This window comes from Sphingomonas sp. (assembly GCF_019635515.1).
Lineage (GTDB): Bacteria > Pseudomonadota > Alphaproteobacteria > Sphingomonadales > Sphingomonadaceae > Sphingomonas.
This window is the reverse complement of record NZ_JAHBZI010000002.1, coordinates 112,830-125,463: the sequence shown is the minus strand read 5'-3', so window position 1 is coordinate 125,463 and position 12,634 is coordinate 112,830. Positions and strand designations below refer to the sequence as shown.

General features: G+C 68.3%; 14 protein-coding genes. 6 read left to right on the top strand and 8 right to left on the bottom strand.

Features of this window, described 5'->3' with window-relative positions; all coding sequences use genetic code 11:
- Positions 1 to 75 precede the first annotated feature (75 nt).
- The 6 genes from hemC to KF730_RS12785 are packed head-to-tail and all read left to right on the top strand — an operon-like array spanning position 76 to position 5,343.
- A complete protein-coding gene (hemC, locus tag KF730_RS12810; protein WP_294097791.1) occupies positions 76 to 990 on the top strand; it encodes a hydroxymethylbilane synthase in 915 nt (304 codons plus the stop codon).
- Entirely contained in the window at positions 987 to 1,643 is a 657-nt protein-coding gene (locus KF730_RS12805) for a uroporphyrinogen-III synthase (protein WP_294097789.1), read from the top strand. Before hemC ends, KF730_RS12805 begins: the two co-directional genes overlap by 4 nt.
- 31 nt (positions 1,644 to 1,674) lie before the next feature.
- Positions 1,675 to 2,508: a hypothetical protein gene (locus tag KF730_RS12800; RefSeq protein WP_294097787.1), complete on the top strand. Its 834-nt coding sequence runs from the start codon at positions 1,675 to 1,677 to the stop codon at positions 2,506 to 2,508.
- A gap of 29 nt (positions 2,509 to 2,537) precedes the next feature.
- Entirely contained in the window at positions 2,538 to 3,722 is a 1,185-nt protein-coding gene (locus tag KF730_RS12795) for an acyl-CoA dehydrogenase (protein ID WP_294097785.1), read from the top strand.
- A complete protein-coding gene (locus KF730_RS12790; RefSeq protein WP_294097783.1) occupies positions 3,722 to 4,237 on the top strand; it encodes a GNAT family N-acetyltransferase in 516 nt (171 codons plus the stop codon). The genes KF730_RS12795 and KF730_RS12790 overlap by 1 nt, the downstream gene beginning before the upstream one ends.
- Positions 4,234 to 5,343 carry a CaiB/BaiF CoA-transferase family protein gene (locus tag KF730_RS12785; RefSeq protein WP_294097781.1) on the top strand — a complete coding sequence of 370 codons (1,110 nt, stop codon included), beginning with the start codon at positions 4,234 to 4,236 and terminating at the stop codon, positions 5,341 to 5,343. The genes KF730_RS12790 and KF730_RS12785 overlap by 4 nt, the downstream gene beginning before the upstream one ends.
- Here the strand turns inward: KF730_RS12785 and KF730_RS12780 are convergent.
- The 8 genes from KF730_RS12780 to ccoO all read right to left on the bottom strand — a co-directional run bounded on the left by KF730_RS12780 (position 5,324) and on the right by ccoO (position 12,630).
- On the bottom strand, positions 5,324 to 6,127 hold the full coding sequence (locus KF730_RS12780) for a DUF72 domain-containing protein (RefSeq protein WP_294097780.1): 804 nt from the start codon (positions 6,125 to 6,127) through the stop codon (positions 5,324 to 5,326). The two genes, KF730_RS12785 and KF730_RS12780, sit on opposite strands and share 20 nt — an antisense overlap.
- Positions 6,128 to 6,566: 439 nt before the next feature.
- Positions 6,567 to 6,716 (bottom strand): cbb3-type cytochrome oxidase assembly protein CcoS, encoded by a 150-nt coding sequence (ccoS, locus tag KF730_RS12775; RefSeq protein ID WP_294097778.1) that lies wholly within the window; start codon positions 6,714 to 6,716, stop codon positions 6,567 to 6,569.
- Complete coding sequence (locus tag KF730_RS12770) at positions 6,713 to 8,818, bottom strand: heavy metal translocating P-type ATPase (RefSeq protein ID WP_294097776.1); 2,106 nt, start codon at positions 8,816 to 8,818, stop codon at positions 6,713 to 6,715. Before KF730_RS12770 ends, ccoS begins: the two co-directional genes overlap by 4 nt.
- Positions 8,815 to 9,258 (bottom strand): FixH family protein, encoded by a 444-nt coding sequence (locus tag KF730_RS12765; RefSeq protein WP_294097774.1) that lies wholly within the window; start codon positions 9,256 to 9,258, stop codon positions 8,815 to 8,817. The genes KF730_RS12770 and KF730_RS12765 overlap by 4 nt, the downstream gene beginning before the upstream one ends.
- Positions 9,255 to 10,802 carry a 4Fe-4S dicluster domain-containing protein gene (locus KF730_RS12760; RefSeq protein ID WP_294097772.1) on the bottom strand — a complete coding sequence of 516 codons (1,548 nt, stop codon included), beginning with the start codon at positions 10,800 to 10,802 and terminating at the stop codon, positions 9,255 to 9,257. Before KF730_RS12760 ends, KF730_RS12765 begins: the two co-directional genes overlap by 4 nt.
- The gene (gene ccoP, locus KF730_RS12755; protein ID WP_294097770.1) at positions 10,789 to 11,745 is read right to left on the bottom strand and encodes a cytochrome-c oxidase, cbb3-type subunit III; all 957 of its coding nucleotides are present in this window, start codon (positions 11,743 to 11,745) and stop codon (positions 10,789 to 10,791) included. Before ccoP ends, KF730_RS12760 begins: the two co-directional genes overlap by 14 nt.
- A complete protein-coding gene (locus KF730_RS12750; RefSeq protein ID WP_294097768.1) occupies positions 11,738 to 11,899 on the bottom strand; it encodes a cbb3-type cytochrome c oxidase subunit 3 in 162 nt (53 codons plus the stop codon). Before KF730_RS12750 ends, ccoP begins: the two co-directional genes overlap by 8 nt.
- Positions 11,896 to 12,630: a cytochrome-c oxidase, cbb3-type subunit II gene (gene ccoO, locus KF730_RS12745; RefSeq protein ID WP_294097766.1), complete on the bottom strand. Its 735-nt coding sequence runs from the start codon at positions 12,628 to 12,630 to the stop codon at positions 11,896 to 11,898. Before ccoO ends, KF730_RS12750 begins: the two co-directional genes overlap by 4 nt.
- Between the last annotated feature and the right edge of the window lie 4 nt (positions 12,631 to 12,634).

Below are 12,634 nucleotides of genomic sequence, written 5' to 3'. Positions count from 1 at the left end.
GTCTCAGGGCGACCGCGAAGCGGCGGGCGCATTTTGGGTAGCGGGGACACACCCTTTGGGCGCATTAGCGCAAGCATGACACCTTTTCGGCTCGGTACGCGGGGATCGCCGCTCGCTCTGACGCAGGCGCACATGGTCCGCGACGCACTGGCCGCCGCGCACGGACTGGATGCGTCTGATTTCGAGATCGTCGTCATCAAGACCACCGGCGACAAGGTCCAGGATCGCCCGCTTGCCGAGATTGGCGGCAAGGCGCTGTGGACCAAGGAGCTAGACCGCGCCCTGCTGGGCGGCGAGATCGATTGCGCGGTGCATTCGATGAAGGACGTCGAAACCTTCCGGCCCGCGATGATCGCGATCGCGGCGATCCTGCCGCGCGCCGACGTCCGCGACCGGCTGGTCGGCGCCGAATCGCTGGCGGCATTGCGCGAGGGCGCGGTGGTGGGGACGAGTTCGCCCCGCCGCGCGGCGCAGATCCGGCGGATACGGCCCGATCTCAAGGTCGTGATGTTTCGCGGCAACGTCGATACCCGGCTCGCCAAGCTGGCGGAGGGCGAAGCCGACGCGACCCTGCTGGCGGCGGCGGGGCTCGAGCGGCTCGGGCGGCATGACGTCGGCCACGCCATTCCGCTCAATATGATGCTGCCGGCCCCCGCCCAGGGCGCCATCGGCGTCGAGTGCCGCGCCGACGATGGCGCCGCCCGCGCGATGCTGGACGCGATCGATCACCCCGAAACGCACGCCTGCGTCCTCGCCGAGCGTGTGCTGTTGGCGGCGCTCAAGGCCGATTGCCACTCGCCGGTGGCGGCGCTGGCAGTGATCGAAGGCGCGATCCTGACGCTGACCGCCGAGCTCTTTTCCGAAGACGGCACCGAACATGTTCATGGCGCCATCGAGGGTGCTCCGCTCGACACGGCGCTTCCCGGGGCCCTCGCCCGCGATCTGCTCGAACGCGCGCCCTCGGCGGTGCGGCGGCTGTTCGAGGGATGAGCAGGCCGATCGCGGTGCTCCGGCCCGAACCGGGCAACCGCGTCACCGCCGCGGCGATCGAGGCGGCCGGGCGCGGCGTCATCCGCATGCCGCTGTTCGCAACCGCGCCGATCGCCTGGGATGTGCCGGACCCCACCGCGTTCGACGCGCTGATCCTGACCAGCGCCAATGCCATGCGCCACGGTGGGCCGGGGCTGGCACGGCTGATCGGGCTGCCGGTCCACGCCGTCGGCACGGTCACGGGCGAGGCGGCGCGGCGATTCGGCTTCAACGTCGTCACCAATGGCGATTCGGGCGCGGCGACTTTGCTCGCTCGGGCCGAAGCCACAGGCACCCGCCGGGCGCTGCATCTCGCCGGGCGCGAACGGACGATCGAAGCCGGCGGGATCGTGGCCGACGTGATCACCGTTTATGCCAGCGACCCGCTGCCGGTGAACGATATGGCGATGCTCAGCGGATCGGTGGCCCTGGTGCAGTCGGCCCGCGCCGCGATGCGGCTGCGCGAAATCGCCGCGGATCGGGCCACCATCGTGCTGGTGACGATCAGCTCCGCCGTAGCCGAGGCCGCGGGCGATGGCTGGGAGCGCGTTGTCGTCTCGCCCGCCCCCTCCAGCGAAGCGATGATCGATGCCGCTATGGCGCTCGCCGATTGACCCGAACGGCTTGCGCGCGAATAAGGCGGGCATGAGCGACGAGCCCCCGCGCACCCCGCTGTCCCGCAACCCCAGCCTGATCGGCGGCCTCGCCTTTCTGGGCGGATTGGCCGTGGCGTTGGGCGCGGTGGAATTGGGCGGGGGCTTCAACCGCGCACCGTTGCTGCCCGCCCCCGCGCCTTCACCTCTGGTCCAGCAGCAGCAACAGCCCCAGCCTTCGCTGCCCTCGCTGCCGCCCGGCACCGATATCGCCACGCTCAATGCGCGCGAGGCGATGCTGGCCGGCAAGCTCGACGTGATCGAGCTGCGCCTGCGCGATCTCGACGGCAGCGCCCGCGCGGCGTCGACCTACGCGACACAGGCCGAACGGCTGATGATCGCCTTCGCCGCGCGCCGCGCCGTCGAGCGCGGCCAACCGCTCGGCGCATTGGAGAACCAGCTCCGTGCCCGCTTCGGCTCCGCCCAAGGCGATTCGGTCGCCGCCATCATCCAGGCCGCGGCGCAGCCGGTGACGCTCGAGGACCTCCGCCTCGCGCTGGAGACGATCGCGTCGCGGCTCAGCACCGGGCCCGATGACAGCCTGTGGGACCGGGCCCGTCGCATGCTCGGTGACATGATCGTCGTGCGCGGTGCCGATTCGCCCAGCCCGCGCCCGAGTGATCGCCTGCGCCGCGCCCGCCGGGCACTGGTTGCCGGCGACGTCGAGGCGGCGCTCGCCGAGGTCGCCCACATGCCCGGCGCCGCCAGTGCCGAAAGCTGGACCAGCGCCGCCAAGCGCTACCTCGCCGCACGGCGGGCGCTTACCGAAATCGAGCAGGCGGCGATGGAAATGCCCGCCGCGCAGCCGGCTGCGACCACCCGATAACTGGCCGGACAAGAGAAGGAAGATTTTAGATGGCTGAGATGGGCCGGTTCGACTGGCAGGACCCGTTCGCGCTGGATGCGCAGCTGACCGACGAGGAGCGGATGGTCCGCGATGCCGCCCGCGATTATGCCCAGGGCGAATTGCTGCCGCGCGTGACCCGCGCCTTCCTCGACGAGGATTTCGACCGCGAGATCATGCGCGAAATGGGCTCGCTCGGCCTGCTCGGAGCGACCATTGCCGAGGAATATGGCGGAGCCGGGCTCGGCTATGTCGCGTACGGGCTGGTCGCGCGCGAAGTCGAGCGTGTCGATTCGGGCTATCGCTCGGCGATGTCGGTGCAGAGCTCGCTCGTGATGCATCCGATCAACGCCTATGGCACCGAGGAGCAGCGGCGGAAATATCTCCCCAGGCTCGCCAGCGGCGAATGGGTCGGCTGTTTCGGGCTGACCGAGCCCGACGCCGGTTCGGACCCCGGCAGCATGCGCACCCGCGCCGAGAAAACCGCGACCGGCTACCGGCTGACCGGCTCCAAGATGTGGATCACCAATTCGCCGATCGCCGACGTCATGGTCGTCTGGGCCAAGTCCGATCATCATGGCGGCGGGATCAAGGGCTTCGTGCTCGAGCGCGGCATGGACGGGCTGACGACGCCAAAGATCGAGGGCAAGCTGTCGCTGCGCGCCTCGATCACCGGCGAGATCGTCATGGACGGCGTCGAGGTCGGCGAGGACGCGTTGCTCCCCGATGTGCAGGGGCTCAAGGGCCCGTTCGGCTGCCTCAATCGCGCGCGCTACGGCATCGCCTGGGGATCGATGGGCGCCGCCGAGGCCTGCATGCACGCGGCGCGGCAATATACGCTCGACCGCGCCCAGTTCGGCCGCCCGCTGGCGGCGACCCAACTGGTCCAGCTCAAGCTCGCCAATATGGAGACCGAGATCGCGCTCGGCCTGCAGGCAGCGCTGCAATGCGGGCGGATGTTCGACGCCGGCACGCTCGCCCCCGAAGCTATCAGCATCATCAAGCGCAACAATTGCGGCAAGGCGCTCGATATCGCCCGGGTCGCGCGCGACATGCATGGCGGCAATGGCATCTCGGCGGACATGCATGTCATGCGCCACGCCATCAATCTCGAGACGGTCAACACCTATGAGGGCACCCATGACGTCCATGGGCTGATCCTCGGCCGGGCGATCACCGGGATCGCCGCGTTCTGATGGACCTGCAGCCGACGCTCGCAGGTGAACTGGTCACGATCCGCCCGACCGTGCCCGCGGACTGGGACAACCTGTTCGCGGTCGCCAGCGATCCGCTGATCTGGGAAGTCCATCCCGCTCATGACCGCTGGCAGGAAAGCGTGTTCCGGAAGTATTTCGAGGACGCGCTGGCCAGCGGCGGCGGGGTGACGATCCTCGACAAGGCGAGCGGTAAGATCATCGGCGCGAGCCGCTACGCCTTCCCCGATGCCGGGCGCGACGAGATCGAGATCGGCTGGACCTTCATCGCCCGCCAATATTGGGGCGGGACGTACAATCGCGAGATCAAACGACTGATGCTCGATCATATCCACCGTTTCGTCGGCGGCGCGGTGTTCGTGGTTGGCCAGAACAATATCCGCTCGCGCAAGGCGATGGAGAAGATCGGCGGTGTGCTTCAGGAAGGCCGGATCGAGCGCGGCGACGGCACGCCGCTCCCCGACCATGTCTATTATGTGATCCGGCGCGCCTCGTGAAACCGCTCGCCGGGATCAAGGTCGTCGAGCTGGCACGGATCCTCGCCGGCCCATGGTGCGGGCAATTGCTTGCCGATCTCGGCGCCGAGGTGATCAAGATCGAGCGGCCGGGCGAAGGCGACGATACCCGCCATTGGGGGCCGCCCTTCCTGCATGGCCCGAACGGCGAAAATCTCGACGCCGCCTATTTCCATGCCTGCAACCGCGGCAAGGAAGGCCGCGCGATCGATATCGCGAGTCCGGAAGGTCAGGCCGAGGTCAGGGCGCTGATCGCCGATGCCGATATCGTCATCGAGAATTACAAGGTCGGCGGACTGGTCAAATATGGCCTCGATCCGGCCAGCCTGATCGCCGCGAACCCGCGCCTGATCGTCTGCTCGATCACCGGCTTCGGGCAGGACGGCCCCTATGCGGGACGCGCCGGCTACGACTTCATCATCCAGGGCATGGGCGGGGCGATGTCGCTGACCGGCGAGCCCGATGGCGCCCCGCAGAAATCGGGCGTCGCCTATGCCGACATCTTCACCGGCGTCTATGCGGCGGTGGCGATCCTCGCAGCACTGCGCCGGCGCGACACCACGGCCCGAGGCGCGCATATCGACATGGCGCTGCTCGATACGCAGGTCGGCGTGCTCGCCAATCAGGCGCTCAACTGGATGGCCAATCCGGCCAGGGTGCCGTCGCGGATGGGCAATGGCCATGCCAATCTCGTGCCATATCAGGCTTTCGCGACCTGCGACGGCGATCTGATCGTCGCGGTCGGCAATGATTCGCAGTTCCGCAAGCTGTGCGCGGTACTCAAAGTCGATTGCGCCGACGACGAACGCTTCGCGACCAATCCCGCGCGCGTCACCAACCGCAAGGCGCTGATCCCGTTGCTGGCGGCGGTGATCGCCGGCTGGGCCAAGGCCGATCTTTATGAGGCACTGGAAGCGGCGGGCGTGCCTGCCGGGCCGATCAACACCGTCGCCGATGTGTTCGCCGATCCGCAGGTGCTGGCGCGCGGCATGCGGATCGTCCGCGAGGGGCTGCCCGGGCTCGCCAGCCCGATCGTGATCGACGGCGAGCGGATGGTCTCGGACAAGCCTAGTCCGAAACGCGCCTGACCAGTTCCTGCGCCGCCGCCGGCGCCCGCACCTTGCCGCCATGGATGAAGAAGATGAAGGTCTCGCGCGGCTTGGCAGGCGGATCCTGATCCTCGACATAGGGCAGCCCCTCGGGGCGCCCGCCCGAGGCCCAGGTCCTGGCTGCCGCCGCCCATTTCGGGAGCTCGTCCTCCGGGTAACAGAACGGATTATCGTCCTCGCCCGCTTCCAGCCGCGCATAGACGAAATCGCCGGTGACATCGGCGATCGCCGGATATTGCGGCGAATCGGCATAGACCAGGGCGACACCGGCGTTGCGGCACATCGCGACGAACTCCGGCACCGCGAAGCTCTCGTGGCGAACCTGGATGGCGTGGCGCAGCTTCACCCCTGCCTCCTCGCGCGGCAGCAGGTCGAGGAACGCCTGGAAGTCTTCGCGCTCGAACTTCTTGGTCGCCATGAACTGCCAGAACAGCGGCCCGAGCTTGTCGCCCAGTTCGACGATGCCCTGCTTGACGAATTTCTGGACCGATTCGCCCGCATCGGCGAGCACCTTGCGGTTGGTGCAGAAGCGCGAGCCCTTGACGGTGAAGACGAAACCGTCGGGCACGGTTTTGGCCCAGCCTTCGAACGTCGCCGGCTTGAAGCCCGAATAATAGGTGCCGTTGATCTCGATCGCCGAGAGCGCGCGGCTGGCATATTCCAGCTCGCGCTTCTGGCTGAGGCCTTCAGGGTAGAAAGCGCCGCCGCGCCACGGCTCGAAGGTCCAGCCGCCGATGCCGATTCGGATGGGGGATTGGGTCATGGCTGGAGCTTAGCGGGGATTCGCGCTTGGGCTATCCCACGGATTGCGCTCGAAGCGCCGCGGCAAAGCCGCGCCGTCGGTCCTCGCAAGTGTGGCTTCGGGGTTCGGGAGGGATGCCGAAGCATCTTCTAGACGTCTTCACGCTCTTCGTCGTCGCGTTTTCGATCACAGAGGGCATGGCAGGCGAACATGCATTTCGAATCGGGCTGGTCTCTTCGGCGGCGTTCGATCGGCACCGATACATGGCCTCCGCCGCACTTCGCCAGCGTCAGTGTCAGCGTTGCCGGCTGAGCGGTAGCGGCGTTCGCGAAGGCAAGTCCTGCAAGAGCGAGACCGGCCAAAAGCCGAGCCAAGGATTCGCACGCTACCGGCTCTCGCGCCGGAAACGAGGCCGAACGGACCGGCAGGTTCGTGGCGGCATCAAATTCGGATCCGTACCTCATTCGGCATCTTCGTCGTCGATCAGCACCCGCAGCGCTGCGCCGTCCATGTCGTCATACTGGCCCGAACGGACCGACCAGAAGAACGCCGCCAGCCCGGCAAGCCCCAGACTCAACGCGACGGGGATGAGGAGCACGAGCCCGTTCATCGCGCAGCCCCGCGAAGGCGCAGCGCGTTGGCGACGACGAGGACCGACGAGCCGGACATCGCCAGTGCGGCGATCAGGGGCGTGACATACCCCATGAAGGCGAGCGGGACGGCGAGGACATTGTAGCCGATCGCCAGTGCGAAATTCTGGCGGACGACGCGCATCGTCCGTCGCGCGGCGGCGATCGCGATCGGTACGGGCATCAGCCGCTCGCCGAGGAACAGCAGGTCGGCGGCGGTCTGACCGACATCGCTGGCGGAGGAGGGCGCGATCGACACATAGGCCGCCTTGAGCGCGGGCCCGTCATTGAGTCCGTCACCGACCATCAGCACCTTGCGGCCTTCGTCGGCCAGCCGCTCGATAACCTCGAGCTTTCCGTCCGGCCCGACCGCGCCGTGCGCTTCGATTCCGAGAACCGCCGCGACTTCGGCCACCGCTTCGGGGCGGTCGCCGGAAAGCACCATCGCTTCCAAACCCTCGGCGCGGATGCGGTCGATCGCCGCCCGCGCATCCGGTCGCAGCGCATCGCGGAAGCGCAGCAGCCGCGGCGTGCCGCCTTCGACGTGAAAAGCCGTCGCCAGCGCCGAGCCATCGGCGGCGAGGCCGATCCAGCCGGGCCGACCGAGGCGGATCGCCCGGTCGCCGACATGCCCCTCCACGCCCTGTCCCGGCCGCTCTCGCAGGTCGGCCACTTTCTCCGGCTCCACGCCATGCGCAGCCAGCGCGCCAGCCAGCGCGCGCGACAGCGGATGGCGGCTGGCCTGCGCCAGCGCCAAAGCGAGCGGCGCCTCCGCGGCATCGAGCGCCAGCGGCGCTTCCGGAACCGGGCGGCCCAGCGTGAGCGTCCCGGTCTTGTCGAACAGCGCCGCGTCGGCTTCGGCCAGTCGTTCGAGCGCCGATCCGTCCTTGACGAGGATTCCGCGCCGCGCCAGCGCGCCCGCCGCGACCACCTGGGCCACGGGAACCGCCAGTCCCAACGCGCAGGGGCAGGTGATGATCAGCACCGCGACGGCGATCGTCACCGCCTGGTGCAACCCCGCGCCGGCGATCATCCAGCCGACGAAGCTGAGCGCGGCTAGCGTGTGGACCGCGGGCGCATACAGGCGCGCGGCGCGGTCGGCGAGGCGCACGTAGCGCGACTTGCTCCCGCCCGCAGCCTCCATCATCCGGGCGATGTCGGCGATGACGGTGCTCTCGCCCGCAGCGGTGACGCGCACGATGAGCGGCGCATCGAGATTGATCGTTCCCGCGAGGACCGCCGCGCCGGCCGACACCGCTTCGGGGAGGCTCTCGCCGGTGACCAGCGCGCGATCGACGCTGCTAACACCGCTTTCGACCACGCCGTCGGCCGCCGCACGCTCGCCCGCCGCGACCAATATGCGCATGCCGGGGGCCAGTTCGTCGGCGTCGCGCCACTGGGTCGTACCGTCGCTGCCGATCACCGCCGCGCCCGGCGGCGCCTGGCGCAGCAGCGCGGCGACCGCATCCTGCGCCTTGGCGCGCATCATGCTGTCGAGCGTGCGCCCGGCGAGCAGGAAGAACAGCAGGGTCACCGCACCGTCGAAATAGGCGTGCCGCCCCCAGATCGCGGTCTCGTAGACGCTGATCGCGCAGGCGACGGTCACGCCGATCGAGATCGGCACGTCCATGTTGGTCCTGCCGCGCCGCAAGGCGCTCCAGGCGCTGCGGAAGAAGGGCCGGCCGGCATAAGCGACCGCGGGCAGCGCGATGGCGCCGGAGAGCAGGTGGAAGAGCTGGCGGATCGCCCCGTCGGCGCCCGACCATATCGACACCGATAGCAGCATCACATTGGTCGCGGCGAAGCCCGCGACCGCGAGGCACTTCACCAACTCGCGATGCTCACGGCCCGACGCGCCCTCCGCCTCGCCCAGAAAGGGATGCGCTTCGAAGCCGATCCGCGCGATCGTCTCGATGAGCGCGTCGGGGGCGAGAGTTTCGGCGTGCTCGACCCGGAGTCGCCTGGCGGTGAAATTGACGCGCGCACGCGCGATTTCGGGCTCGGCGGCCAGCCCGCGCTCGAGCTTGCCGATGCAGGCGGCGCAGCGCAGATCGGGCACGACGAAGGTGGTGACCGCGTTCACAGCCGGACCTGGCTCGCGAAGCGCGCGGTCTTGCCGCCTGCGCGGATTTCGACGCGCAGCAGCCAGCGGCCGGCGGGAAGCGGCTCGCGCGTGCGGAACGCGCCGTTATTGCCGACGAAGCGCAACGCCTGCGCGGCGGCGCGGCCCAGCGGATGCTCGGCCACGCCGGTCACGGTCGCGCCCGGCGGCGCATTGGTGCGCAGCGCGATGCGGCCATCCGCGCTGCCCTGCACCGCGATCGTCCAGCCGAGCGCCTTCTGCGCGCGCGCCTGCGCCAACCAGCCGTTGAAGCGCTGGCTGGCGACATAGCTGTTGTCGACCACCGGACCGCCGAAGGTCGAGATCGCGTAGGTGGCCATCACCGCGTTGACGGCGATGATCGTGCCGAACATCAGCAGCATGACCGCGAGCATGTGCCAGCCGGTGAAACGTTTGATCATCTACCCCCCTCCGGACGCTCGAAGAAGCTGCTGGCGCTGCTCCGCCCCCCCTCGGCATCGAGCGCGCGCACGGTGAATTTCAGGTCGCTGCGCACGGGTCCCTCGCCGGGCGCGGCGATAAACAGGCGCGCCTTGGCCACGCGGTCGGCGGGAACCGCGATGCGCACGCTGCGCCCGGCGGCCTCGCGGCTGCCGTCATCCGACCAGAGCACTGCGCCCAGCACGCCTTCGACGGAGACCTCCATCTCGCGCGGGCGGCTCTGCATGTTGCGGACCTTGGCGGTGAAGCTGTTGCGCACCGTCCCGTCGGAAAGGCGGACATAGACCGGATTGCGGTTCTGGCTGATCGACAGATCGAGCCGCTGGCGCGTGCCGAGCGCGAACAGCATCCCGCAGCCGATCCCGGCCCAGACCAGGAAATAGATCACGGCCCGCGGCCGGAACAGCCGCCGCATCGGATGCTCGGTCGGTCGCCCCTCGCCCGCCGCCATCTCGTCGGCAACCGTCGAATAGCCAATCAACCGGGTCGGGCGGTCGATCTTGACCATGACCTCGTCGCAGGCATCGATGCACAGGCCGCAGGTGATGCAGCCGATCTGCGAGCCCTCCCGGATATCGATCCCCGTCGGACAAACGGCAACGCACGCGTTGCAATCAATGCAATCGCCAATTCGCGGCGTCTTCTCGGGGTTCGACGCGAGCATCACGAGTGAGGGCAGGCCTTGCTGCGGCGCAGCGCCCTGATCACCCGCCTCGGGCCTGCGGACCGCTTCGCCCGCGCGCTTGAGGCCGTGCGTCCGCGGTTCGCCGCGCCAATGCTTGTAGGTCACGATCAGCGACTTCTCGTCGAGCATCGCGCCCTGGATCCGCGGCCAGGGACAGGCATAGATGCAGAACTGCTCGCGCATCAGCCCGCCGAGCGTGTAGGTGGTGAAGGTCAGCACCGCGACCGTCGCATAGGCGACGAGCGGAGCCTCGCCCGCGAACAATTGCCTGAAGAGCGTCGGCGCGTCGGCGAAATAGAAGATCCACGCGCCGCCGGTCGCCACCGCGATCACCAGCCAGATGCCATGCTTCACCACGCGCCTGGCGATCTTGGCCGGGCCGAGCGGCGCCTTCTGCAGCCGGAGCTGGGCATTGCGGTCGCCGTCGATGAAACGCTCGACGTGGAGGAACAGATCGGTCCACACCGTCTGCGGGCAGGCATAGCCGCACCAGGCCCGCCCCACCGACGAGGTGACCAGGAACAGCCCGATCCCGGCCATGATCAGCAGCCCGGCGACATAATAGAATTCGTGCGGCCAGATCTCGATCGAGAACATGAAGAAGCGGCGGTTGGCGATATCCACCAGCACCGCCTGATCGGGCGCATAGGGGCCGCGGTTCCAACGCAGCCAGGGCGTGACGTAATAGATGGCGAGGGTCACCGCCATGATCGCCCATTTCAGGCGCCGGTAACTGCCGTTGATCGCTTTGGGGAATATCTTCCGCCGCGCTTCGAACAGCTTGATCCCCGGGCGGGTCAGGTCTTCAGGGCTTGCCATTCTGCGATTGCGCGGCCGGCGCCGCCTCCGGTGCGGGCGCGGCGACGTTGGCCGCCGGCGCCTCGGGAACGAACGCCTCGCCGCCGCCCAGCGAATGGACATAGGCGGCGAGCATCTTGATGGTGACGGGATCGAGCCGGCCGCCCCAAGCCGGCATCACGCCGCTGCGGGCATTGTGCACCGTGTCGCTAAGCGTTTCGCGGTCGCCGCCGTACAGCCAGATCGAATCGGTCAGGTTCGGCGCGCCGAACTGCCGGTTGCCCTTAGCATCGGCGCCGTGGCACGCCGCGCAATTGTTGGCGAAGACCTGCGCGCCGCGCTGCGCCGATCGGCTTGCCGGCTCCTGCCGCGAAACGTAGCGGACATAGGAGACGACATCCTCGATCTCCTCGGGCTTGAGCAGCTGGTCGCGGCCGAAGGCAGGCATTTGCGACTGGCGCGTCGCATCGTTGCCGGGCTGGCGGACGCCGTTGCGGATCGTCTCCTCGATCGTCTTGAGGTCGCCGCCCCACAGCCAATCGTCGTCGTTGAGGTTGGCATAGCCACGGCCGCCCTGCGCGCCCGAGCCATGGCACTGGACGCAATGCACCTTGAACGCCGCGGCGCCGCCCGCGACGGCGGCGTCGAGCAGCTTCGAATCCTCGGGCAGCCGTTCGATCTGGATACGCGAAAGCGCCTCCACGATCGGCGCGCGCCGGCCGCCTTCGCGCGCCATCTCCTCGTTGAACGCGCCGCGGCTGGTCCAGCCGAGAACGCCATGAGTGGCGCGGTCGATGAGCGGCCAGGCGGGATAGGCGATCACATAGCCGAGCGAGAAGACGATGGTGGCATAGAGGGTATAGAGCCACCAGCGCGGCATCGGCGTGTCGAGTTCCTCGATGCCGTCCCATTCGTGACCGACGGTTTGGGTGCCGGTCGCGTCGTCGATCCGTTTCTCAGTCACCGGGCCGTTCCTCGTCGAAAATCATGGTGGCGGCGCGCTCGTGGTGCCGCGACGCACCCTTGCGGAAGGTCCAGCCGATCAGCCCCAGAAAGACCAGGATCATGAAGACCAGGCCGTAGCTGTCGGCGAAGTGGCGCAGCGCGTCGTAGTTCATCGCGCCTGCTCCTGGGGCTTGGCGGACTGGAAATCGACCAGGGTGCCGAGCATCTGGAGATAGGCGACGAGGGCATCCATCTCGGTCGTCCGCCCCGGATTGCCGTCGAAATCGCGCGCCTGCGACTTGGGGTAGCGCTTCTGCAGATCGTCGTGATCGACATCGGGCTCCGCCTGCGCTTTCAGATCGGCAGCGGCCTTGGCGATATCATCGTCGGAATAGGGCACGCCCACCCGGCGCAGCGCGGTCAGCCGGTCCTGGATATCGCTCGCGTCCAGATCGTGATCGGCGAGGAACGCGTATTTGGGCATGATCGATTCGGGCACGACCGACTGCGGGTCCTTGAGATGCTGGACGTGCCATTCGTCCGAATAGCGCCCGCCGACGCGCGCGAGATCGGGCCCGGTGCGCTTGGAGCCCCATTGGAACGGATGATCGTACATGCTTTCGGCGGCGAGGCTGTAGGGGCCGTAACGCTCGACCTCGTCGCGGAACGGACGGATCATCTGCGAATGGCAGTTGTAGCAGCCCTCGCGCACATAAATGTCGCGGCCGACCTGCTCGAGCGGGGTGTAGGGACGCACGCCCTCCACCTTTTCCACCGTCGAGTCGATCCAGAACAGCGGCGCGATCTCGACGATGCCGCCAATGGTCACCGCCACCAGCGCGAGCGCGCCGAGCAGCGTGACGTTACGTTCGATCTTCTTGTGATCGAGGAGCTTCGAAGACATTTCA

What these genes read in the sequence shown, in the direction of transcription:
- KF730_RS12800 (WP_294097787.1), top strand. Translation starts at nt 1,675, where the DNA reads ATGAGCGACGAGCCCCCGCGCACCCCGCTGTCCCGCAACCCCAGCCTG.
- ccoO (WP_294097766.1), bottom strand. Translation starts at nt 12,630, where the DNA reads ATGTCTTCGAAGCTCCTCGATCACAAGAAGATCGAACGTAACGTCACG.
- KF730_RS12790 (WP_294097783.1), top strand. Translation starts at nt 3,722, where the DNA reads ATGGACCTGCAGCCGACGCTCGCAGGTGAACTGGTCACGATCCGCCCG.
- KF730_RS12780 (WP_294097780.1), bottom strand. Translation starts at nt 6,127, where the DNA reads ATGACCCAATCCCCCATCCGAATCGGCATCGGCGGCTGGACCTTCGAG.
- KF730_RS12765 (WP_294097774.1), bottom strand. Translation starts at nt 9,258, where the DNA reads ATGATCAAACGTTTCACCGGCTGGCACATGCTCGCGGTCATGCTGCTG.
- KF730_RS12750 (WP_294097768.1), bottom strand. Translation starts at nt 11,899, where the DNA reads ATGAACTACGACGCGCTGCGCCACTTCGCCGACAGCTACGGCCTGGTC.
- KF730_RS12760 (WP_294097772.1), bottom strand. Translation starts at nt 10,802, where the DNA reads ATGGCAAGCCCTGAAGACCTGACCCGCCCGGGGATCAAGCTGTTCGAA.
- ccoS (WP_294097778.1), bottom strand. Translation starts at nt 6,716, where the DNA reads ATGAACGGGCTCGTGCTCCTCATCCCCGTCGCGTTGAGTCTGGGGCTT.
- KF730_RS12795 (WP_294097785.1), top strand. Translation starts at nt 2,538, where the DNA reads ATGGCTGAGATGGGCCGGTTCGACTGGCAGGACCCGTTCGCGCTGGAT.
- KF730_RS12805 (WP_294097789.1), top strand. Translation starts at nt 987, where the DNA reads ATGAGCAGGCCGATCGCGGTGCTCCGGCCCGAACCGGGCAACCGCGTC.
- hemC (WP_294097791.1), top strand. Translation starts at nt 76, where the DNA reads ATGACACCTTTTCGGCTCGGTACGCGGGGATCGCCGCTCGCTCTGACG.